The 20,954-nt window shown below is 57.3% G+C and carries 18 protein-coding genes, 4 tRNA genes and 3 rRNA genes; 11 read left to right on the top strand and 14 right to left on the bottom strand.

The genetic code is table 11. The features are described from left to right. Nucleotides 1–42 precede the first annotated feature (42 nt). The 3 genes from HY30_RS09815 (at nucleotide 43) to HY30_RS09805 (ending at nucleotide 2,878) form a co-directional block, all read left to right on the top strand. Nucleotides 43–1,578 (top strand): alpha-N-arabinofuranosidase, encoded by a 1,536-nt coding sequence (locus HY30_RS09815; RefSeq protein ID WP_034739688.1) that lies wholly within the window; start codon nucleotides 43–45, stop codon nucleotides 1,576–1,578. Between the two features lie 52 nt (nucleotides 1,579–1,630). Then, nucleotides 1,631–1,704 (top strand) — tRNA-Gly (locus tag HY30_RS09810). 124 nt (nucleotides 1,705–1,828) lie between these two features. Then, on the top strand, nucleotides 1,829–2,878 hold the full coding sequence (locus HY30_RS09805; RefSeq protein WP_081812176.1) for a serine hydrolase domain-containing protein: 1,050 nt from the start codon (nucleotides 1,829–1,831) through the stop codon (nucleotides 2,876–2,878). Here the strand turns inward: HY30_RS09805 and HY30_RS09800 are convergent. From HY30_RS09800 to HY30_RS09790, 3 genes are read right to left on the bottom strand one after another with little or no spacing between them, the layout of a single operon-like run. Next, entirely contained in the window at nucleotides 2,875–3,537 is a 663-nt protein-coding gene (locus HY30_RS09800) for a hypothetical protein (RefSeq protein ID WP_034739685.1), read from the bottom strand. The genes HY30_RS09805 and HY30_RS09800 overlap by 4 nt on opposite strands. A gap of 49 nt (nucleotides 3,538–3,586) precedes the next feature. After that, nucleotides 3,587–3,985, bottom strand: coding sequence for a hypothetical protein (locus HY30_RS09795; RefSeq protein WP_034739681.1), 399 nt, complete (start codon nucleotides 3,983–3,985; stop codon nucleotides 3,587–3,589). Between the two features lie 6 nt (nucleotides 3,986–3,991). Continuing rightward, on the bottom strand, nucleotides 3,992–4,297 hold the full coding sequence (locus HY30_RS09790) for an ElaB/YgaM/YqjD family protein (protein ID WP_034739679.1): 306 nt from the start codon (nucleotides 4,295–4,297) through the stop codon (nucleotides 3,992–3,994). Between the two features lie 133 nt (nucleotides 4,298–4,430). Here HY30_RS09790 and HY30_RS09785 point away from each other — a divergent pair, with 133 nt between their 5' ends. Together HY30_RS09785 and HY30_RS20000 are read left to right on the top strand one after the other, a co-directional pair. Next, nucleotides 4,431–5,234, top strand: coding sequence for a Crp/Fnr family transcriptional regulator (locus HY30_RS09785; RefSeq protein WP_051615274.1), 804 nt, complete (start codon nucleotides 4,431–4,433; stop codon nucleotides 5,232–5,234). Between the two features lie 53 nt (nucleotides 5,235–5,287). Further along, the gene (locus tag HY30_RS20000) at nucleotides 5,288–5,425 is read left to right on the top strand and encodes a hypothetical protein (protein ID WP_155839290.1); all 138 of its coding nucleotides are present in this window, start codon (nucleotides 5,288–5,290) and stop codon (nucleotides 5,423–5,425) included. 5 nt (nucleotides 5,426–5,430) lie between these two features. Here the strand turns inward: HY30_RS20000 and HY30_RS09780 are convergent, their stop codons facing one another. Continuing rightward, a complete protein-coding gene (locus HY30_RS09780; protein ID WP_034739677.1) occupies nucleotides 5,431–6,225 on the bottom strand; it encodes a response regulator in 795 nt (264 codons plus the stop codon). A gap of 165 nt (nucleotides 6,226–6,390) precedes the next feature. Between HY30_RS09780 and HY30_RS09775 the strand changes: the two genes are divergently transcribed. Genes HY30_RS09775 through HY30_RS19265 form a run of 3 tightly spaced genes read left to right on the top strand, consistent with a single transcriptional unit; the run spans nucleotide 6,391 to nucleotide 8,879 of the window. Then, on the top strand, nucleotides 6,391–6,579 hold the full coding sequence (locus HY30_RS09775; protein WP_034739675.1) for a NepR family anti-sigma factor: 189 nt from the start codon (nucleotides 6,391–6,393) through the stop codon (nucleotides 6,577–6,579). Between the two features lie 10 nt (nucleotides 6,580–6,589). After that, a complete protein-coding gene (locus tag HY30_RS09770; RefSeq protein ID WP_034739673.1) occupies nucleotides 6,590–7,192 on the top strand; it encodes a sigma-70 family RNA polymerase sigma factor in 603 nt (200 codons plus the stop codon). A gap of 37 nt (nucleotides 7,193–7,229) precedes the next feature. Next, nucleotides 7,230–8,879, top strand: a complete 1,650-nt coding sequence (locus tag HY30_RS19265; protein WP_051615272.1) for a sensor histidine kinase — start codon at nucleotides 7,230–7,232, stop codon at nucleotides 8,877–8,879. 12 nt (nucleotides 8,880–8,891) lie between these two features. Here HY30_RS19265 and HY30_RS09760 read toward each other — a convergent pair whose 3' ends face one another. Beyond that, nucleotides 8,892–9,674: a metallophosphoesterase family protein gene (locus HY30_RS09760; protein WP_034739670.1), complete on the bottom strand. Its 783-nt coding sequence runs from the start codon at nucleotides 9,672–9,674 to the stop codon at nucleotides 8,892–8,894. Beyond that, complete coding sequence (locus HY30_RS09755) at nucleotides 9,674–10,507, bottom strand: diacylglycerol/lipid kinase family protein (protein WP_162176925.1); 834 nt, start codon at nucleotides 10,505–10,507, stop codon at nucleotides 9,674–9,676. The genes HY30_RS09760 and HY30_RS09755 overlap by 1 nt, the downstream gene beginning before the upstream one ends. 237 nt (nucleotides 10,508–10,744) lie before the next feature. Here HY30_RS09755 and HY30_RS19720 point away from each other — a divergent pair, with 237 nt between their 5' ends. Beyond that, on the top strand, nucleotides 10,745–10,918 hold the full coding sequence (locus tag HY30_RS19720; RefSeq protein ID WP_034739665.1) for a DUF1328 domain-containing protein: 174 nt from the start codon (nucleotides 10,745–10,747) through the stop codon (nucleotides 10,916–10,918). A gap of 72 nt (nucleotides 10,919–10,990) precedes the next feature. Here HY30_RS19720 and HY30_RS09745 read toward each other — a convergent pair whose 3' ends face one another. Both HY30_RS09745 and HY30_RS09740 read right to left on the bottom strand, forming a co-directional pair. Further along, complete coding sequence (locus HY30_RS09745; RefSeq protein ID WP_051615270.1) at nucleotides 10,991–12,541, bottom strand: DHA2 family efflux MFS transporter permease subunit; 1,551 nt, start codon at nucleotides 12,539–12,541, stop codon at nucleotides 10,991–10,993. Between the two features lie 43 nt (nucleotides 12,542–12,584). After that, nucleotides 12,585–13,820 (bottom strand): HlyD family secretion protein, encoded by a 1,236-nt coding sequence (locus HY30_RS09740; protein ID WP_081812173.1) that lies wholly within the window; start codon nucleotides 13,818–13,820, stop codon nucleotides 12,585–12,587. Between the two features lie 137 nt (nucleotides 13,821–13,957). Here HY30_RS09740 and HY30_RS09735 point away from each other — a divergent pair, with 137 nt between their 5' ends. Next, a complete protein-coding gene (locus tag HY30_RS09735) occupies nucleotides 13,958–14,638 on the top strand; it encodes a TetR/AcrR family transcriptional regulator (protein WP_051615268.1) in 681 nt (226 codons plus the stop codon). An 83-nt stretch (nucleotides 14,639–14,721) separates the two neighbouring features. After that, on the top strand, nucleotides 14,722–14,865 hold the full coding sequence (locus HY30_RS19715) for an entericidin A/B family lipoprotein (protein ID WP_081812171.1): 144 nt from the start codon (nucleotides 14,722–14,724) through the stop codon (nucleotides 14,863–14,865). 294 nt (nucleotides 14,866–15,159) lie between these two features. On the opposite strand, the gene HY30_RS09730 is transcribed toward HY30_RS19715, so the two are convergent. The 6 genes from HY30_RS09730 to HY30_RS09705 all read right to left on the bottom strand — a co-directional run bounded on the left by HY30_RS09730 (nucleotide 15,160) and on the right by HY30_RS09705 (nucleotide 20,559). After that, nucleotides 15,160–15,236 (bottom strand) — tRNA-Met (locus tag HY30_RS09730). Nucleotides 15,237–15,423: 187 nt separating this feature from the next. After that, nucleotides 15,424–15,538: ribosomal RNA gene (gene rrf / locus HY30_RS09725) — 5S ribosomal RNA — on the bottom strand. Between the two features lie 102 nt (nucleotides 15,539–15,640). Beyond that, a 23S ribosomal RNA gene (locus HY30_RS09720) occupies nucleotides 15,641–18,412 on the bottom strand. A 262-nt stretch (nucleotides 18,413–18,674) separates the two neighbouring features. After that, a tRNA-Ala gene (locus HY30_RS09715) sits at nucleotides 18,675–18,750 on the bottom strand. Nucleotides 18,751–18,799: 49 nt separating this feature from the next. Then, a tRNA-Ile gene (locus HY30_RS09710) sits at nucleotides 18,800–18,876 on the bottom strand. Between the two features lie 228 nt (nucleotides 18,877–19,104). Next, nucleotides 19,105–20,559: ribosomal RNA gene (locus HY30_RS09705) — 16S ribosomal RNA — on the bottom strand. The 16S, 23S and 5S rRNA genes sit together here with 3 tRNA genes alongside, the layout of an rRNA operon. Nucleotides 20,560–20,954: the final 395 nt, after the last annotated feature.

Genomic DNA, 20,954 nt, shown 5'->3' with positions numbered 1-20,954 from the left:
TCCCGCAGCAATGTTAGCGCTAAAATAATAAGGGAGAGAGAAATGAGACTTCAACTGGCCGCCAGCCTGGCGTGCGCCCTGATGTGGACCCTGCCTGCCCCGGCCCAGACAAGGATCGACGTGGACCTCGCCGCCGAGACGCATACGATCGCCCCCGAAATCTACGGCCAGTTTCTTGAGCACGTCGGCACCCAACCCTATGGCGGCATCTGGGTGGGCCCCGACAGCGACATCCCCAATACGGACGGCATCCGCGATGACGTGTTCGATGCACTCAAGGCGCTGGAGATTCCGGTCATCCGCTGGCCCGGTGGCTGCTATGCCGACCTCTACCACTGGCGCGACGGCGTGGGGCCCCGCGACACGCGTCCGGTGCGGGTGAACATGGTGTGGGGCGGCACGGAAGAGACGAATGCCTTCGGCAGCCATGAATTCTTCAATCTCGCCGAACGGCTCGGCGCGAAGACCTATCTCAACCTGAACCTTGGAACCGGCACCGCAGCCGAAGCCGCCGACTGGCTCGAATACCTGACCGCCGAGGCAGGTGACAGGGCCGCGGAACGGTCCGCGAATGGACGCGAAACACCCTACAAGGTGGACTTCCTGTCGATCGGGAACGAGACTTGGGGCTGCGGCGGGGCCCTGACAGCCGGTGCCTATGCCGACCTTTATGCGCAATATGCCAGTTTCGCGAAGACCGCCGGCGACCAGCCCGTGCGCATCCTGTCGGGCGCCCATGATGGCAATCCGGAATACACTGACACGCTGCTTGGCCATCCCTATATCGCGGACCTGATCGAGGGCGTGTCACTGCACGTCTACATGCTGCCGACCGGGGAATGGAGCAAGAAGGGCGCCGCGACCGGCTTTCCCGAAGCCGAGTGGGCCTCGACCATCAAACGCACCCTGCGCATGGAAGACGTGATTGCCGACCAGCGCGCGATCATCTCCAAGCACGAGGATCTCGTTGACGGCTTCGGTCTCTATGTCGACGAGTGGGGCATGTGGGTGGACCAAGACGAGGCCAAGGCGCCGCCGGCGCTCTACCAGGAGGGCACGATCCGCGATGCGGTTGTCGCCGGACTGAACCTCAATATCTTCCACCACAATGCCGACCTCGTGAAGATGACGAACATCGCGCAGATGGTGAACGTGCTTCAGGCGATGATCCTGACCGATGGTCCGGACATGGTGCTGACGCCGACCTATCATGTGTTCGAGATGTACAAGCCCTTCATGGGCGCCGAGGCGCTGCCCGTCTCCTATACATCGCCGGACTATACGCTTGGCGACGTCACCCTGCCCGCGATCAGCCTCAGCGCCGCGCGGACGGCGGAAGGCGAGCTGATCTTGGCGCTTGTGAATGCCGACGCGAAAGCCAGCCATGACGTGGACCTGACTTCGTTCGGCGCGAAAAAGGCCGAGGGCCGGTTGCTCACGGCGAAAACCATGGATGCGGGAAATACGTTTGCCGATCCGGACGCCGTGCACCCGGTGCCGCTGACAGCCAAAGCAAAGGACAAAAAGCTGGTGCTGGACCTGCCGCCGCGCTCTGTTGCGGTGGTGGTACTCAAGTGACGGCAGGCGGCTATTGCGCACCGGACCATTCCGGCTCAAATAGGCGCCGCACGCGGGTGTAGCTCAATGGTAGAGCAGCAGCTTCCCAAGCTGAATACGAGGGTTCGATTCCCTTCACCCGCTCCATGCTGCCAGTCTTTCCGTCATATCTTTCTTGACCAAGGCACCGACAATTTCGGTGTTTGGCCTTCCGGTACGGGCTTAGCTTTGCTTACTAGGCATAGCTGAAACGCAATGCCGAGGCCCGCCCATGTCATCTTCCCCTACGCTTGTGCCCCTGCCGTCCCAGCCTGAGGGTGTTGCGTGGCCGACCGAGCGCTGGCCGGAGGGGCCGCTGGGCGCTGGCGTGGACTCGGGGGAACTTGGGCGGCTTCTGGATCTCGCTTTCAGTGAGGATGCGCTGGCCAGCATGGGCGAGACGCATGCCTTTCTGGCGGTTCAGAGAGGCCGCATCGTCGCCGAGCGATATGGGCAGGACAATCTGGCGACGGACACTTATCCGTCCTGGTCGGAGGCCAAGAGCATGACTCATGCACTGGTCGGCATACTCGTGCGCGAAGGCAAGATTGACGTGCAGGCCCCCGCTGACGTGCCCGAGTGGCAAGGGGCAGACGACCCGCGCCGCCGCATCACGCTGGATCAGTTGCTGCGCATGTCGAGCGGGCTGAAATTTGCGGAAGACTATGTCGATGCGGGCGTGTCGGATGTCATCGAGATGCTTTTCGGCTCAGGCAAGGACGACGTGGGAGGCTTCGCAGCCGGCTTTCCGTTGGTGCACGAGCCGGGATCAGCCTGGAGCTATGCCAGCGGCACGACCAATATTGTCGCCCGCTGTGCCGCCCGCGCACTGGGGGAGTCGGGCGAGGCGTTCCGCGCCTTCATGTTCCGGGAATTGTTCGACCCTATCGGCATGATATCCCCGCTGCCCAAGTTCGATGCGCAAGGTACGTTCATCGGCTCGTCATTCTGCTATTGCACGGCGCGCGACTTTGCGCGCTTTGGCCTGCTATACATTCGTGATGGCGTGTGGGACGGGCAGCGTATCCTGCCCGAAGGCTGGGTCGATTATGCGCGCACGCTGACACCGACGCCGCCGACAGAGACGCTGGGATATGGTGCGCACTGGTGGCTTGGCCTCTGTGGGCCGGGCAGCTTCTCGGCGAATGGCTATCAGGGCCAGTATACTGTGCTCGTCCCCTCGCTCGACCTGATCCTTGTGCGGCACGGCAATTCGCTGGACGAAAAGGGTGACGAGGTGCGGCGCTGGCTCGCCCGCGTGGCAGACTGCTTTCGGGCCTAATAATGCGGCAGGCGTGAGATTAACAGGGCCACAGTCGCGCCGTAGAGCACCATGATTGAAACGGTCTTGGCGGCGGCGCTGAAGATGTATGGTCGGAGGTCATGCCAGGACGACTGACGCGCAATATCCGCTACGGCGGCGGCAATTTCCGTGTGCATCGTGTCCTGGTCGTGGCCGGCGAGCTTGATGAGGAGCATGTGTGAACGCGGCTGGGGCAGCGCTTCTGCCTCCAGCAGCACTTCTTCAAAGACGAGCGCCGCGATCGTCTCCCCGAGCGCACGGATGGGGTGCCAGCCGTTGCGCACGAGCGTGCTGAGCACGAAGCGCGCGGTTGGATAGATGACCCACGCATCCCGGATGACGAACCCTACCAGGCACACGATGACCGCCACCGAAATGGCGTCATGACCAAGCAATTGCGTGCGCCAGAAGAGCCATAGCGTGATGAGGATGAGGAGTTTGACGCCGGTCGCCGCAGCGAAATGGACAAAACTGTCCTTCAGGACGATATTGGCCTGCTCACGGATGCGCTGGCGCGCCTCTATGGCGGCTGCCTCGATCACCTTGTTCTTGCGACTGGCCACTTCACCGGCCAGGAACTTTCGTCCAAGCGCGAGGCCAGCCGTAAGAGCTGAGAAAATCAGGATTGCAGAACGCATTAATCTCCGGTCCGGCTGCTCACGATAATCTGCGGGCCTGATGGTCCGCTTAGAGCAACCCTACCATGAATCGCTGAGCGTGGCGCGCAACAGCTGCAGGGTCCCTCACAACGGAATATCCTGCCAGTAGAGCAAGTGCGGCGACAGTCAGGGGCCGCTTTTCGATCACCGACTTCAGGGCATCAAAAGGCAGGTCTGCCAGAGCATCGGCCGTGGCATCCTCGATATCGTCCAACTCGTCGGCAGAGGACTTTGTTGGCTGAAGAAAGAGGAAGAGGCAAATACACGCCGCTGACAGGAAGAGCGCCGCCACGGTGAACGTGGCCCCGACTGTGCCAAGATAGATGGCCAGTGCGAGGGTCAACGCCACTGCAAGCGCAAACACGCCGCCAAGACCGAAGACGATCCCGGCGACGGCCGCGAAGAGGCGAAGCTTCGTTGTGTCCATGAGTGCCTAGTTCCGGCGCATCATTGCAAGGATAACCCCTGCTCCGAACGCGATGCCGATGGCGCCGAGTGGATTTTCGCGGATGCGTGTTTCCATTGCACTCTTGGCTTCACCGATCTGTTCGCCAGCTTCCTTGGCGAGTTCAGTGCCCTTGTCGACGCCGGCCTGTGCCTTTACGCTGGCGAGGCCACGCATGTCGTTGACGACCTGACGAAGGTCGTCACGAAGCGCGGCGATATCGCTTTTCAGCGCATCAACGTCGGAATCGATTTCGGATTTGATTTTGGTGCCGGTTGCGGTCTTGGTATCCATTTCATGCTCCTTGGAGAAATTCAGTAGGGTGAACTTTCAATAAACGGTCACACTGTCGCTTTGTTCCATAATCACAGTAACGATTACATTTTCTATACGCGGAACCCCGTATTCCGTAAGGCGTATTAACCCAATGCAAGCTTTCAAGAACCGCCTGTCCCAGTATGCCGTCATCAATGATGATAACTGGGAGCTAATTGATAATATTTCCACCAAGACGGTAACGTATCGCGCCGGCGAGGACATTGTCCGCGTGGGCGAGATCGCCGAGACGCTCTTCATCGTCAACAAGGGGTGGGCGGTCAGGCACCGCACCCTGGAGGATGGCCGCCGGCAGATCGTCAACTTCATGCTGCCGGGAGACATTTTTGACCTGCAGGCCCTCGCATGTCTCGAAGCCGATCATACAGTTACGAGCGTCACAGACGTCTCGATCCTTGTGATTGATACGCGTGAGTTTGTTCAGCTGCTTCGTACGTCGGGCGATATATCCTCGTCATTCTGGTGGGCCGCAGTTCAGGAGGAATCGATCCTCCGTGAGCAAATTGTTCGCCTGGGAAGGCGCTCAGCCAAGGAGCGGATTGGCCACCTGCTTCTCGAGCTTCAAAGGCGCATGAACGGCGCCATGGGCACCAATCACAAGCAATTACCGCTTCCGTTGACGCGCGTGGACCTGGCCGATGCGCTCGGCCTGACACCCGTTCACGTCTCCCGCACAATGTCGGCGATGCGTCATTCAGGACTGATCGAGGAGTCGCGAGGCGTTATTCTCATAGATGACCGGGAGCGTCTGGCCCGCATATGCCATTTCAACACGGATTATCTTCACCTGCGCCGGCTCGATTTTTCGAAGTTCTCGATGCCAAATGGATCGTCCCACATCACTCCCCACACCAATGGTAAAGCAAATGGGAGCTCCCGACCCACCCGCGCCTGAGACTGGATGGAACCTGACGCGCCAAGGCGCGTCAGTAGGGAAAGGAGATTTACATGCCCGAAGACGAAACCACGATTAAAAAAGAAGAGGCCCGCCAAGGCCAGCGCATAATGGGAATGCCGACCACACTCGCGATCGGCGTCGTTCTTGCGCTCGTTGGTATGCTGGTTCTGCTCGCGGTGTTTCGCTAATCAGTTCAAGCCGTAACGTTTGGCGATTTGGCCGGGTTGAAGAACAGCGCCTGGCCAATTGCCGCTTTCACGGTGTTTTCCTGGAACGGTTTAGGAATCAGGAAGGTTGGCTCCGGCCGCTCGCCGGTCAGCAGACGCTCGGGGAAGGCCGTGATGAAAATGATCGGCACGTCCATAATCTCAAGAATATCGTGTGCTGCATCAATGCCTGACGAGCCATCGGCAAGCTGGATATCGCACAAGATGAGCCCCGGCTTGGTGGACTTGGCCAATTCGACCGCCTCAGTGCGCGTTGTCGCATTGCCAGTCACCTCGTGACCTAGGTCCTCAACAAGATTTTCCAGATCGGCCGCGATAATTGGCTCATCCTCGATGATGAGGACTTTCGTCTTGAGTTCCTGCTCGATATCACGGTGTGCTGCCGTCACAAGTTCTGTATGCTCATCTTCGGAGACACCCAAAATGAAGGCCGCTTCCTTGGCCGTGAAGCCCTCGAGCGCGGTCAAGAGAAAGGCCTGGCGCTGAATTGGCGCAAGGGCCTGCAAGCGGCGGTCAGCAGGATTTACGTCCTCATGCGACTGCGCCTCCAGCTGAGCGCCCGTTCCGCCCCAGATGACATGGAAAAAGCGGTATAGAGCCGTCCGCGCATCAATTTCGCGGTCAATCTGGTCTGGATCTTCAACAAGCGCTGCGAGAGAAGCGCGGATATATGCATCCCCGCTATCCTGGCTACCCGTGAGCGCACGCGCGTAGCGGCGCAGAAAAGGCAGGTGCGGAGCGAAATTTTGTACCAAATCCATGGGAACCCTCTTGCGATATTTCTCGTTCTTAACCCACTGGAGCCAAAATGGTTGCAGGTATCTGCAAAAAAACATTTTGCGGTGGAACAAAAGCCATTGCCCGCAGTTCAAGTATGTGAGTTGAACAGCAGGTACAATCCCTTGATCGAATCCAGAGTCCAGCCAATGAACAAAAAGAAGCAGACAGGTCAGCAGAAATCCGATGCTGATCTGAAGCGTCGCGGTGCAAAAATTGGCGATCAACTTCGACGCATCTACGAGGATGTCGCGCAGGAAGAAGTACCAGATGAATTCTTGAAATTGCTGGAGCAGGCAGACAAGAAGCGCTCATCTGGCCCTGCGGATTCCGAGTGAGCGCTGCGCCATGAAGCAAGAGCCCCAAAAACTTGACGATAAGGCGTTTAAGCAAGAGCTTACGGCGCTTATCCCGCACCTTCGTGCGTTTGCCCGCAGCCTGTGCCGCGATGCAACGCTCGCGGATGACCTGGCGCAGGACGCAATGCTTAAAGCGTGGAACGCACGCGAGTCGTTTCACGCCGGCACAAACATGAAAGCCTGGGCCTTCACCATCCTGCGTAATGCTTTCTATTCCGAAAAACGCCGCAGCTGGCGTCGCCAGCCGCTGGATCCGGAAGTCGCTGAAGCTACGCTCTTGTCCAGCAGCAATCCAACTGATGGCCTTGAGCTGCTGGCGCTACGCAATGCGTTGGCCAAGCTGCCTGTCGACCAAAAGGAAGCGCTAATACTGGTCGGCGCCGGTGGCATGGCTTATGAAGAGGCGGCAGAAATCTGCGGATGCGCGGTGGGTACAATAAAAAGCCGCGTGTCCCGTGCACGCAAGGCTGTGATAGAGATCCTGGAATCCAATGACACAGGCTATAATAGCGACGCAGGTATGTCCGCCAGCAAGGCTTTTGACGACATCATGGATCAGGCGGACGAGATAGCTGGTGCTCCGACAATCTGAGCTGAAAGACAAAGAATCCAATAGGAAATCAGGATCGTTGCGCAAGCGTCTCGTCATGACGCTCGTTGCGGCCCTGATGCCTATTCTGGTCCTGTCTGTTTTTTCAGCCTATCTCGACGCCGCAAAGGGCCTCGACGAACGCCGGGTTGACTTGCTGCTCCTGTCTGACGACGCGCTTGACAGTGTCGAGAAATCGATCGACCAAGCCGCACTCCTGCTCACACTTAATCGCGATGATCTGGCGCGCGGCCGTTGCGCGAAGGTTTATAACAACCTCTCGGAAGTCATTGTACCACTGGCAAATGTCGCCCGCTTCGACACGGACGGCCTTGCGACCTGCTCGTCACCGTCTGCTGCAGGCTGGACTCTACCTAATCCTGAAAACAATGAACGGCTGAAGCGCGGCGAAAAACTCGTGCGCAGCGACACATACTATAGCAGCCGGGATGATGACTGGCTGTTCTCTATCCTCCTTCGCCTCGATGATGATGAAGGCGCCTTTGTCGGCTCTGTGGGGTTTGAACTCCACACTGCGCAGCTCGCGGCCCTCGCTCATGAGGCCGCCCCACCCAGCGGAATCGAGGTCTCCGTCCTGGATGATCGCGGCGAGGCCTTTGGAAGTAGCCGTTTTACCAAGCTTGACCCTGAATGGGTCGCCGCTGTCGCCAAGGAACAGACCCCTTCTCTATTCGTCCTGAAGGACAAGGCGGGCCATTCTCTGGATGTCGTCATCAAGCCCTTGGGGCCGGGGAATGTATTTGCGGCGATCTCACGCGAGTCCCCGGGTTTCTGGAGCGACTTCACGCTCCGCCCCCTCACCTCCATAGGCCTGCCGCTGATCGCATTCAGCGTGGCCCTGCTCGCCGTGTGGCTTGCGATCGACTCGCTCGTGCTGCGCTGGTTGTCGCGGCTGACCCGGACGGTGCGCGTTTACGGGGCCGGTCGCTACCAGTTCAAGGCTGGCCAGACCTTCGACAAGGCACCTGATGAAATTTCGCGGCTTGCACGCGCCATGGATGTCATGGCCAAGGATATCGGCGAACGCGATCAGGATCTGAAGCAAGCCATTGCCAGCCGGGATGCCGCCGTGCGCGAAATCCATCACCGGGTCAAAAACAATCTTCAGATCGTTACCAGCTTCCTCAACCTTCAGGGGCGGCAGCTGCGCGACCCCGAAGCCAAGGCGGCGATTTCGGCTGCACGCCACCGCATTGATGCACTCGCGATTGTGCACCAGACGCTCTACCAGAATGAACGCCTTGAGCAGGTCCAGCTAAAGCCCTTCCTGACCGGACTTGTGTCCCACTTGTCGGAAGCGCTCGGCATGGAAGAATCCCGCGTCGAGATTGTCCAGGACTATGATGACGTCATGCGCCCCGCCGATGACGCGATCCCTATGGCCCTCTTCATTGTGGAAGCCATTACCAATGCCATGAAATATGCCTTCGGGCCGGAAGGCGGCGTGATCACTGTATCGCTCGCTGTCGATGACGGCGGTACGACCCTCAGGATTTCCGACAATGGCCGGGGATATGATCCATCCGCACCATCCGACCAGGAAAGCGGTCGTGGCCTGGGATCAAAGCTGATGAACGCATTCTCCCGCCAACTCGCCGCATCGCTTAATGTTGACGCACATCCGGATGGCGGATGCCACCTCACACTTCACATGCCAAATAAGGACTGAGATGGCCGCTGGTTATTTCGGTTTGAGATGAGCCACTTTCCAGCTGCCCAGTGACCGCGCCTCGAAGGCTGAGCCTTTAAAGTCGTGGGTCGTCACGGACACGCTGGTCGGCGTGATGTCGAGACTGTTGAAGGCGGGAGGCGCGCTGCGCAGGCGTGTCGACAATGTCCCCGCAGAGATGGCGAGGTAACGGCCATTAGGCTCCTCGATCAGCTCAACATGCGGCGTGTGGACATGTCCCGTCAGCAGAATGGCCACATCACTTTCAGCCAGCATCTCGCTTGCGGCACCGCCGCGGCGTGTGCGGGTTCGCAAGGGCGCGTCCTTGGGCGACCGGAAGGGATGGTGGCAGGCGAGGACGCGTATTGTATCCGGCCTCACATCACGATTCAGGATAGTGGCCAGATGCCTCAGCCGTACCGAGCCTTCAGCCCAGTTTGAACGGGCCTGCCAGCCACGCGCCGTGTTCAGGCCGTCGATCCGGACATCATCCACGCGCAGCATGCTGGCATAGGAATCAAAATAGTGATCGTGGCGCTGGAAGGGACTGCTGGCCCGAGACACCAGATTGAACAAGGGCGTGTCGTGATTGCCCGGTACGATCAGGCAGGGCCGGTTCAGGCTGTCGATCCACGCGCGCGCCATCTCGAACTCACGGTGCTTTCCGCGCTGGGTCATGTCGCCGCTGACAACGACCACATCCGGCGCCAGCTGTGTGACAGACTCGGTCGCAGCCTCGATGGCGCGGGCGTCTTCCGCGCCGAAATGCAGGTCTGCGAGCTGAACAATCCGCATCAGCCAGGCCTGGCGCGCAAAACATTGGCGGCATGACGTTTAAGCCTGATGGTCGTGCCACTCGGCATTGTGACGGTCTCACCATCAATGGTGGCCGGAAACTCGAGCCCTTCAATGTCTGTGATGGTGACGGTACGGGTTTCGTCCATGTCGATTGACTCTGCTTCACGCCATCCGTGCATCAGGGCATCGACAGCAATAGTCACCCAATCGAATGTAGATCGGGGATCAATTGCGGCAACTTCCAGCTTTGGCACGACGCCATCGCCTATCACGACAGCTGCTGCCACCGCATCGAGCTTCTGGTTGCCATCTGCATGGACCGCTTCAAGGCGTAACCTGCGCTCGATATTCATCGCGCCCGACTGAACAGCCAGTTCCGCCGCCTTGATGATCTGGCCATGCCGGGCGGCCTCTCGCGATTCCGCCAGCGTGGTGACCTGGCCCATCATTGCAGCGACAAAGAACAGGTGCTCGTTGACGCAGCCCGCAGCGAAGGGCTCGGCAGGCGATTCCAGCGCAAGGCGCAGAATTTCCTTCCAGTCGGTGATCTCCCCATGCAGGCGCTTGTGAACCAGGTTCATGGTCCCGCCGGGCAAGGCCAGGACGGGAGGACCGGATGCGCCGCTAGCTGAAAGTGCGCACGCAACAGACCCGTCACCGCCCCAGACAATCAAGACATCAGGCTTCATGGCGAGGGCTTCAGCGACGGCTGATACGATCTCGCCACCAACGGCAGGAATCACCGTTGCGGTGAGACCCATGGGTGCAAGTTCTGCCTGAAGCGCATCTTCAGAGTTTTTGGGTGTGGATCCAGAATCTGGATTAATCAATGCACACAGCTTCAAGCAAGGGCCCCCGGATGACCGTGAATCTAAGAAAATCCTGATGCCACGCGTTGGTCGATTGGGAGAATAGGAAGCCAATCGTGACGCGCATCAGGTGCTGCTACAAAAACGCACGCACCGCCAAAAGGGTTCCAAAGTTAATTTCCGGAACCCGAGTAGCCCGATCCGAGTTGGTAATTTAACGGCACATGAAGCCGGCTAACATTGACAAGGAGACATATCATGCTCGGTTGGGCACTCGCATTTTTCATATTCGCCATTATCGCTGCAGCTCTTGGCTTTGGCGGTCTCGCAGGCGCTTCGGCGGGTATCGCACAGATCCTGTTCTTCGTATTCCTCGCCCTGCTCGTTCTGACATTCGTTGTCAGGGCCGTACAAGGCAAGAATGTCGTCTAGACAGAATACGGACGACGCAATTCATAAAGACAAAGGGCGCTGATCACTCGGCGCCCTTTTCTCTGCGTGCCATCAATGGGCCGCGACAGGCCCTGCCGCAGGATTGGGCTTTCTCAAAATGAAGACAACAAGAAACGCGAGAGCTGAAGCCATGGCCATCGCCGTGAAGAGATTGTTGTACGTCATGACCAGCGCTTCAAGCTGAACCCGCTGGCCGAGTTGCATCATGGCGGACGCATCCGGGTCAGGAACGCCAGCGGCCTGAAGCCGGCTTGAAGCCTGCGACAGCCAGGTCTGAACTTCGGGGCGCGCGATGCTCATGCCCGCAGACAATTCCTGCTTATGAAGCGAATTATAATGCAACATCAGCGTATTGAGGAATGCGATCCCCACAGCGCCGCCAAGGTTGCGGCAAACCGTGAAGAGACCGGAGGCATTGGCCACGCGCGCCGGCGGCAACGTGCCCAGAGCCAGGTTCGTCGTCGGCACCATGGTGAGGATCAGGCCAATACCGCGTAAGGCCTGAGGCCAGAACAGTTCATTGAAACTCGATTCATGCGTCATGTGGGCGTTGCCCATTACACCGATCGTTATAAGTATGAGCCCGCTGCCAAGCACGAGACGGGGATCGAAACGCCGTGTCAGGGCGCCGCCAATCGGCCCGCCGATGAACATGGCCACGCCTGACACACTCATGATCTGACCGATCTGCAGGGCCGAATAGCCCTGGACCTGACCGAGAAAGAGCGGCAGCGCATAAACAGACCCGTAGAGAACAAAGCCGACCACAGCCCCGACAATGGCGCCGGACGCAAAATTGCGATCCTTGAACACGCTGAGGTCAACAATCGGATGCTCGGCGCGGACTGCACGGTAGAAGAAAATCGCGGCTGCGACCGTGCAATAAAAAATCCAGCGAATGATCATGGAACTCTGGGTCCAGCCTTCCGCCGGGCCTTCTTCCACAACCCATTCAAACGCGCCAAGCATCATCGCCATTGCCGCGAGCCCGACAATATCGACGCGGCGCAGAAGGTGCGTTTCGCCCTTCTGGCGTGGCACGTACATCCAGACAAGAATGACCGCTGCAATGCCCGGGATCACATTGAGCAGGAAGAGCCAGTGCCAGCTCATATGTTCGGTAATCCAACCGCCCAGCGTTGGACCGATCGACGGGGCGAGCGTCGCCACCATGCCGATCATCACCTGCTGCGTCATCGACCTGCCACCCGGGAACAGGGTAAAGGCGGCGGCCATTGTGGAGGGCACCATGGCCGCACCGACAAAACCCTGGATGCAGCGAAAGAAGATGAGGGAATCCAGGTCCCAGGACATGGCGCAGAGGACACTGGAGACCGTAAAGGCCGCCGCGGACATCATGAACAGGCGCCGCAGGCCAAACACACGGTTCAGAAACCCGGATAGCGGGATGCCGACAACTTCGGCAATCAGATAACCGGTCTGTACCCAGGCAATCTCATCCCCACTGGCCGAAACGCCAGCCTGGATCTGGCGGATCGAACTGGCAACGATCTGCACGTCCAGAATCGACATGAACATGCCGATGATCATCGCGAAGAAGCCGATATGGAGCGTGATAGGGATTTTGTCGCCCTCAGCCAAGGCTGCGGCGTTTCCAGGATGCGTCGGTGCCGACGTGCTCATCTCACGACTGTGTCGGTTTGACGTTGACCACAGCCTCGACCGAGAGGCCTGGACGCATCAGACCCGTATCGAGCGCTTCTTTCGAAATCGCGAGGCGTACGGGAACGCGCTGGACGATCTTGGTAAAGTTGCCAGTGGCGGTATCCTGAGGGATCAGGCTGAACTGGGCGCCGGACGCGGGCGCAAGCGACTGCACAGTGCCCTCCACCTTGAGATCAGGATAGGCATCGACATGAAGCTCAACCTTCTGGCCGGGCCGCATGTTTTCCACCTGGGTCTCCTTGAAATTGGCAATCACATAGGCCTGGTCGACGGGCACGATGGAAAGCGCCTGTTGGCCCGGGCTGAGCAATTGTCCTTCAGAAACAACACGGTTGGCCACGACGCCCGAAATAGGCGCGCGGATTTCAGCGCGGCCGGCATCAAGCTGCGCCGCCTGTACGCGCGCGCGGGCAGCTTCGACCTGTGCGTCAGCGCCGGCGACAGCCGCCTCGGCCGCAGCTATGTCCTGCTTGGCCCGCGCAAGCCCTGCCTGGGCGACACTGAGCTGGCTTGTCTGTGTGGTAATGGCCGCGGCCGCCTGGTCGGCATTGGCCTTGGCCGCGTCGGCTTTTGCATGTGCCGTATCGAGCTGGGCGGCCGGGTAGTGTCCCTTGTCCGTAAGCTCTGCGTATCTGGCGAAGTCTTCGCTGGCGATCTTGGCGTTGGCCTTGGCCGACTGCTCGGCCGCACGTGCCTCTGTCACACGGTCTTTCTGTGCGGCGATATCTGCCAGGGCGGAAGCTTCAAGCGACTGCTTGGAGGCGACTTGTGCGCGCGCTTGAGCAGCAGCGGCTTCAGCTTGTGACAGGGCGGCCTGGGCTTCAGAGAGCCGGGCGTCATAGTCGCCCCCCTCAAGCACGACCAGGAGATCGCCTGCCTTGACGGCCTGATTGTCGGTGACGACGACCTTGGAGACATAGCCCTGGATCTTGGAGGCCACGGTCGTGATGTCGGCGCGGATATAGGCATTGTCGGTGCGGACTTCGAACCGGCCCGTGTTCCACCACTCAACGCCCTTCCACAGCCCGAACAGGACGGCCAGTCCGGCAACGGCGAACATCGCATAGCGGCGCACATTGAGGGGCGCGGGCGACTCGGGCGTTTCAGCCGTATCGTTCACCGCAGTCCCCATGTCTTCCGTTTCCTTTGTGGGCTCAACCACTTTCGGAACGGACGGGAAAGCCTTCAGGGCCATGTGCACACCTCTCGAGATTGCTGCACACAACCGCGCCAGCAAGTGTAATGTTGATTACACCCGAGAAATGTGTAATGTCAATTACGGTTTCAAGAAGTGTTCTGAAAAAAGAGCATATAAGGGAGGAGCCTGTCGGGATGACCGCAGCTCAGAAGAAAGCCAGCCAAGTTACCGAGCCACTGAGCCGGGGTGACAAGCGACGCGCCGCCTTCATTGCGGCCGCGCGCCAGGTTTTCCTGGAACAGGGTTATGAGGCGGCCAGCATGTCGGAAATCGTACTGCGCGCGGGCGGATCTCTTTCGACGCTCTATTCGCAATTTGGCGACAAGCAGGGTCTCTTCATCGCGATGCTGGACGCGCGTGTACGCCAGATAACGGAAACGATGGGAGTTGAACTCTCCGCACACACGCCTGTCGAAGAAGGGCTGCGTCGTATCGGGATGCAATTTACAAGCAAACTGCTCGAGCCCGAAGCACTTGAGATGTACCGGTTGATCGTCGGCCTCGCCAGAAAATTCCCTGAAATTCCAAGGGAGTTCCAGCGCCGCGGCCCGGACAAGATCCGTCAGGCGCTTGCCGACTATCTTATCGACCGTAAGGAAGCTGGCGAGATACGCCTTGAGGACCCCTACCGTGCGGCGACGCTTTTCCTTGAAATGACACGGTCCGGCCTCGTCTCACGCGCGCTTCTGGATGAAGAAGTGCGTCCGGATGCGGAAGAGATCAGGGCATCCGTGAACATTGTCGTGGATATGTTCCTGCATGGTATTATCCGTTACCAGCCGGATCCCGGCAGTGAAAAAACAGCGAAGTCATAAGCGCCAAGAATTGCCATTTATTTTGGGAACAGGTGATCCGCACACGCGTTGAATTTGCGGGTTAAATGCAAGGAGACCTGAACATGAAAACCGCAATGAAAGCCGTGGGCGCCGCTGCGCTCGTTCTCTTCCTCACCGCCTGCAATACGGTTGAAGGCGCTGGCCAGGATATCGAAGCCGCTGGCGACAAGATTGAAGAAACCGCTGACGCCAACAAGCCTGAATAATCAGGACGGCTTATTTGAGCCGGAACGAGCGCGCTGACTCAAGGTCAGCGCGCTTTTTCATGCCCATTATGTCTGAAATCAACAGTGCCGGCGCATTCTGCGCCGGCACTGAAGAAAAAGTAGGAAGCGGAGGAAACTTCCACCAGACCTATGCCCGGAGCTTCTTGATCGTTCCAATGGCTTGGTTAATGCAGACAGGTGGACCGATTAATCTCGGCCCCGAATGCGGTACGCCAAACGTAATCCCAAACGCAAAAAAGCCCCCGACTTCCGTTAGGAAATCAGGGGCTAATTTGGGTGCGGGAACAGGATTTGAACCTGTGACCTTCAGGTTATGAGCCTGACGAGCTACCGGACTGCTCCATCCCGCGTCAACTTAGGTACACTTAGGAGACCAGCCCCTGAAATGCAAATCCGGCCCGCCGTTTCTGGCTGAGCCGGACAAGATGCCCGTGTAGGACACGGACGTCCGTCACGGCAGGCCGTCATAAGACGACCATTCGAGGTAAAGGAAAGATATGTGTCTGCAAGAGGCATTATACTTACTGAGTTCTGCGGACCCGGCAGCGACTTACTCTCCCACGCCTTAAGACGTAGTACCATCAGCGCAAGGGGGCTTAACGACCGAGTTCGAGATGGGATCGGGTGGGGACCCCCTGCCATAACCACCGGGTCGGCGGAAATCAGCAAGGTATAATGCAATATGAAACCAAAATGTCTTTTCGAGGTCCAAGTATGAGAAAAAGCAATGCGCTTTCAACTACACACGAGTTTCACGATCAAGCCTATCGAGCAATTAGTACTGGTTAGCTCCATGCATTGCTGCACTTCCACACCCAGCCTATCGACGTGCTGGTCTTGCACGGCTCTCAGGGAGACCTAGTTTTGAGGTTAGTTTCCCGCTTAGATGCTTTCAGCGGTTATCTAGTCCACACATAGCTACCCTGCAATGCGGCTGGCGCCACAACAGGTCCACCAGAGGTGTGTTCATCCCGGTCCTCTCGTACTAGGGACAAATCCTCTCAAGTCTCCAACACCCACGGCAGATAGGGACCAAACTGTCTCGCGACGTTCTGAACCCAGCTCACGTACCACTTTAATCGGCGAACAGCCGAACCCTTGGGACCTGCTCCAGCCCCAGGATGTGATGAGCCGACATCGAGGTGCCAAACGATGCCGTCGATATGGACTCTTGGGCATCATCAGCCTGTTATCCCCGGAGTACCTTTTATCCGTTGAGCGATGGCCCTTCCACTCGGGACCACCGGATCACTATGACCGTCTTTCGACTCTGCTCGATCCGTCGATCTCACAGTCAGGCAGGCTTATGCCATTGCACTCAACGAGCGATGTCCGACCGCTCTGAGCCTACCATTGCGCGCCTCCGTTACACTTTGGGAGGCGACCGCCCCAGTCAAACTACCCGCCACACAGGGTCCCGGCCCCATCCAGGGGCGCGGTTAGACATCAAAGAAGACAAGGGTGGTATTTCAAGGTTGGCTCCACACGATCTAGCGACCATGCTTCAAAGCCTCCCACCTATCCTACACATATATTCTTTAATGCCACTGTGAAGCTGTAGTAAAGGTTCACGGGGTCTTTCCGTCTGACCGCGGGTACCCCGCATCTTCACGGGGAATTCAATTTCGCTGAGTCTATGTTGGAGACAGTGGGGAAGTCGTTACGCCATTCGTGCAGGTCGGAACTTACCCGACAAGGAATTTCGCTACCTTAGGACCGTTATAGTTACGGCCGCCGTTCACCGGGGCTTCAATTCAAAGCTTGCACTTCTCCTTTTAACCTTCCGGCACCGGGCAGGCGTCAGACCCTATACGTCGCCTTACGGCTTCGCAGAGCCCTGTGTTTTTGATAAACAGTCGCAACCCCCAGTTTTGTGCCCCTCAGCACTGGTTGCCCAATGTGAGGCCTCCTTCTCCCGAAGTTACGGAGGTAATTTGCCGAGTTCCTTCAACATAGTTCTCTCAAGCGCCTTGGTATGCTCTACCTGACCACCTGTGTCGGTTTCGGGTACGGTCTAATAGGGAGGCTATTTCCAGGGACTTCCAGGCCGCATCCTCAATCCAATAAGAGGATACAACTTTCGAAATCCGTCACTCATCCCTTGGCCCACGAATATTAACGTGGTTCCCATCGACTACGCCTTTCGGCCTTGCCTTAGGGGCCGGCTAACCCTGCGCAGATTAACTTTACGCAGGAACCCTTGGTCTTTCGGCGAGAGGGTCTCTCACCCTCTTTGTCGCTACTCATGTCAGCATTCTCACTTCCGATACCTCCAGCAAACCTCACGGTTCACCTTCACAGGCTTACGGAACGCTCCGCTACCGCTCATTACTGAGCCCGCGATTTCGGCGTATAACTTTAGTCCCGATACATTTTCCGCGCAGAGGCGCTTGATCAGTGAGCTGTTACGCTTTCTTTAAAGGATGGCTGCTTCTAAGCCAACCTCCTGATTGTCTCAGCACCTCCACATCGTTTCGCACTTAGCTATAACTTGGGGGCCTTAATCGGCGGTCTGGGTTGTTTCCCTCTTCACGACGGACGTTAGCACCCGCCGTGTGTCTGCCACGCATAACTTCTGGGTATTCGGAGTTTGAGAAGGTTTGGTAATCCGGTGAGGACCCCTAGCCCATTCAGTGCTCTACCCCCCAGAGTCTCATCGTGACGCACTACCTAAATAGTTTTCGCGGAGAACCAGCTATCAGCAAGTTTGATTGGCCTTTCACCCCTAGGCACAGGTCATCCGAGAGCTTTTCAACGCTCAACGGTTCGGCCCTCCAGTGCATGTTACTGCACCTTCAGCCTGCCCATACCTAGATCACTTGCCTTCGGGTCTAATGCTACGTACTCAGTCGCCCTATTAAGACTCGCTTTCGCTGTGCCTACACCTAACGGCTTAAGCTTGCACGCAACACTAAGTCGCTGACCCATTATACAAAAGGTACGATGTCACCTTGCGGCTCCATCAGCTTGTAGGCATCCGGTTTCAGGATCTGTTTCACTCCCCTCATCGGGGTGCTTTTCATCATTCCCTCACGGTACTTGTTCACTATCGGTCGGTAAGGAGTACTTAGGCTTGGAGGGTGGTCCCCCCATGTTCAGACAGGATTTCACGTGTCCCGCCCTACTCTAAAAGGTCTTCATTTTACGGCTACGGGGCTATCACCCACTATGGCGCACCTTCCCAGATGCTTTGCCTTGTTTCAGACCAGGCCTGGTCCGCGTTCGCTCGCCACTACTAACGGAGTCTCAATTGATGTCCTTTCCTCCAGGTACTTAGATGTTTCAATTCCCTGGGTTTGCTTTTTAACCCTATGTATTCAGGTTAAAATATCTCACTAGTGAAATGTTAGACAGGTCGAGCGCCGAAGCGCTCGAATTATCCAACATCTCGGAGATGGGTTTCCCCATTCAGAAATCACCGGATCAAAGGGTGCTCTCGCCTCCCCGGTGCTTATCGCAGAGTGCCACGTCTTTCATCGCCTCTTACCGCCAAGACATCCCCCGGATGCCCTTTTGACGCTTGATCGTTTTTGAAACCCATGTGCAGTAGAAAACGCATAGCGTTTGCCACAAACATGGATCTCGATCAGACATGTTGGTTTCTTGCAGACTGACCCTTTGACCTGGATCCCGCATTGCTGCGAGGCAGGTTATTCGGCTGATGCTGGTGACGTTCATGCACGAGGCATGGCGGCCAGCCGGATCAATCTTTCCCTTACAATGACAAATATCCCAAGCCCAATGGGCCCGGAAACGGTAAACTTCTTTCGTTCGTACAAACACGCGAATGGTGGAGCCTAGCGGGATCGAACCGCTGACCTCCTGAATGCAAATCAGGCGCTCTCCCAGCTGAGCTAAGGCCCCAAACCGGGCACTCGCAGCGCGCTCCCTACCCTGCCGGAACAGGTTTCGATGGTGGGCCGAGGAAGAGTTGAACTTCCGACCTCACGCTTATCAGGCGTGCGCTCTAACCACCTGAGCTACCGGCCCGTGACCAGCAACTCATCAGAGCCACACAGTCAAAGTCGAAGACAGGCGATAACAAGCGCCCGCGGGGCTCGCTTAATGTTCGAGCCGGCACAAGGCTGACCCGAATTACGAACGAAGGAAGAGAAACGAAGACGGCGTGAAGACCGCTATAGTTTTGCCTCTCAAGGAGGCGATATGTTCTTTAGAGCTTCAGAGCCTGGCGAACCAGACAATCCAAAGCATCCTTAGAAAGGAGGTGATCCAGCCGCAGGTTCCCCTACGGCTACCTTGTTACGACTTCATCCCAGTCACTGATCCTACCGTGGCTCGCTGCCTCCGAAGTTAGCACACGATCTTCGGGTAGAACCAATTCCCATGATGTGACGGGCGGTGTGTACAAGGCCCGGGAACGTATTCACCGTGGCATGCTGATCCACGATTACTAGCGATTCCACCTTCATGCCGTCGAGTTGCAGACGACAATCCGAACTGAGACAGTTTTTGGGGATTATCCCATTGTCACTGCCATTGTAGCACGTGTGTAGCCCTACCCGTAAGGGCCATGAGGACTTGACGTCATCCCCACCTTCCTCCGGCTTGCCACCGGCAGTTTCCTTAGAGTGCCCACCCAAACGTGATGGCAACTAAGGATGAGGGTTGCGCTCGTTGCGGGACTTAACCCAACATCTCACGACACGAGCTGACGACAGCCATGCAGCACCTGTGTTCCAGCCAGCCTAACTGAAGGGATCCATCTCTGGAAACCATACTGGACATGTCAAGGGTAGGTAAGGTTCTGCGCGTTGCTTCGAATTAAACCACATGCTCCACCGCTTGTGCGGGCCCCCGTCAATTTCTTTGAGTTTTAACCTTGCGGCCGTACTCCCCAGGCGGAGAGCTTAATGCGTTAGCTGCGTCACTGACAGGCATGCCTGCCAACAACTAGCTCTCATCGTTTACGGTGTGGACTACCAGGGTATCTAATCCTGTTTGCTCCCCACACTTTCGCACCTCAGCGTCAGTACCAGTCCAGTTAGCCGCCTTCGCCACTGGTGTTCCACCGAATATCTACGAATTTCACCTCTACACTCGGTATTCCGCTAACCTCTCCTGGTCTCTAGACTTCCAGTTTCAAATGCAGTTCCAGGGTTGAGCCCTGGGATTTCACACCTGACTTAAAAGTCCGCCTACGTGCGCTTTACGCCCAGTAATTCCGAACAACGCTAGCCCCCTTCGTATTACCGCGGCTGCTGGCACGAAGTTAGCCGGGGCTTCTTTACTAGGTACTGTCATTATCATCCCTAGCGAAAGAATTTTACAACCCTAAGGCCTTCATCATTCACGCGGCATGGCTGCATCAGGCTTTCGCCCATTGTGCAAGATTCCCCACTGCTGCCTCCCGTAGGAGTCTGGGCCGTGTCTCAGTCCCAGTGTGGCTGATCATCCTCTCAGACCAGCTATAGATCGTCGCCTTGGTAGGCCATTACCCTACCAACTAGCTAATCTAACGCGGGCCGATCTTTCACCGATAAATCTTTCCCCCGGAGGGCGTATACGGTATTACCACTCGTTTCCAAGAGCTATTCCGTAGTGAAAGGTACGTTCCCACGCGTTACTCACCCGTCTGCCACTATATCGTTCGACTTGCATGTGTTAAGCCTGCCGCCAGCGTTCGTTCTGAGCCAGAATCAAACTCTCAAGTTGAGTGTTGATCTGACGATCCGTCCTTTGGAATAAGGACGGCAACTGTTGCTATATAAGCATCAAGTAATTGCGTTCTTTGACGAGAAACCCTTAGTCACAAAGATCAGGCGAACCTGATCGATGGAAAAAGAATTTTCTCAAGAAACGCATCCGTCGTGATCGTCTGGACAAGGACCGAAATCCTCGTCCGCAAGCCGTCACGCCGCCTGCGTTTCTCTTCCTAATCTCTTACAATGTCAAACAGCTGGAACCGAAGTTCCGGTAGGCCATCCAGGGCGCCGCCCCTTCCGGAAGTCGCGGCTTATATGGGCCGCATTATTGCCCGTCAACACCCTTTTTTGCGCCTTCTGCAGTTTGGTGTTTGACCACCGTTTCTGCTGTAATTTCGGCACAAA

This window comes from Hyphomonas chukchiensis, from assembly GCF_000682695.1.
In the GTDB taxonomy this organism is placed as follows: domain Bacteria; phylum Pseudomonadota; class Alphaproteobacteria; order Caulobacterales; family Hyphomonadaceae; genus Hyphomonas; species Hyphomonas chukchiensis.
This window is presented reverse-complemented; position numbering and strand designations above follow the sequence as displayed.

Excerpts from the sequence above, each read along its gene's own strand:
- HY30_RS09815 (WP_034739688.1), top strand. The coding sequence starts at position 43 with ATGAGACTTCAACTGGCCGCCAGCCTGGCGTGCGCCCTGATGTGGACC.
- HY30_RS09805 (WP_081812176.1), top strand. The coding sequence starts at position 1,829 with ATGTCATCTTCCCCTACGCTTGTGCCCCTGCCGTCCCAGCCTGAGGGT.
- HY30_RS09800 (WP_034739685.1), bottom strand. The coding sequence starts at position 3,537 with ATGCGTTCTGCAATCCTGATTTTCTCAGCTCTTACGGCTGGCCTCGCG.
- HY30_RS09795 (WP_034739681.1), bottom strand. The coding sequence starts at position 3,985 with ATGGACACAACGAAGCTTCGCCTCTTCGCGGCCGTCGCCGGGATCGTC.
- HY30_RS09790 (WP_034739679.1), bottom strand. The coding sequence starts at position 4,297 with ATGGATACCAAGACCGCAACCGGCACCAAAATCAAATCCGAAATCGAT.
- HY30_RS09785 (WP_051615274.1), top strand. The coding sequence starts at position 4,431 with ATGCAAGCTTTCAAGAACCGCCTGTCCCAGTATGCCGTCATCAATGAT.
- HY30_RS20000 (WP_155839290.1), top strand. The coding sequence starts at position 5,288 with ATGCCCGAAGACGAAACCACGATTAAAAAAGAAGAGGCCCGCCAAGGC.
- HY30_RS09780 (WP_034739677.1), bottom strand. The coding sequence starts at position 6,225 with ATGGATTTGGTACAAAATTTCGCTCCGCACCTGCCTTTTCTGCGCCGC.
- HY30_RS09775 (WP_034739675.1), top strand. The coding sequence starts at position 6,391 with ATGAACAAAAAGAAGCAGACAGGTCAGCAGAAATCCGATGCTGATCTG.
- HY30_RS09770 (WP_034739673.1), top strand. The coding sequence starts at position 6,590 with ATGAAGCAAGAGCCCCAAAAACTTGACGATAAGGCGTTTAAGCAAGAG.
- HY30_RS09760 (WP_034739670.1), bottom strand. The coding sequence starts at position 9,674 with ATGCGGATTGTTCAGCTCGCAGACCTGCATTTCGGCGCGGAAGACGCC.
- HY30_RS19720 (WP_034739665.1), top strand. The coding sequence starts at position 10,745 with ATGCTCGGTTGGGCACTCGCATTTTTCATATTCGCCATTATCGCTGCA.
- HY30_RS09740 (WP_081812173.1), bottom strand. The coding sequence starts at position 13,820 with ATGGCCCTGAAGGCTTTCCCGTCCGTTCCGAAAGTGGTTGAGCCCACA.
- HY30_RS09735 (WP_051615268.1), top strand. The coding sequence starts at position 13,958 with ATGACCGCAGCTCAGAAGAAAGCCAGCCAAGTTACCGAGCCACTGAGC.
- HY30_RS19715 (WP_081812171.1), top strand. The coding sequence starts at position 14,722 with ATGAAAACCGCAATGAAAGCCGTGGGCGCCGCTGCGCTCGTTCTCTTC.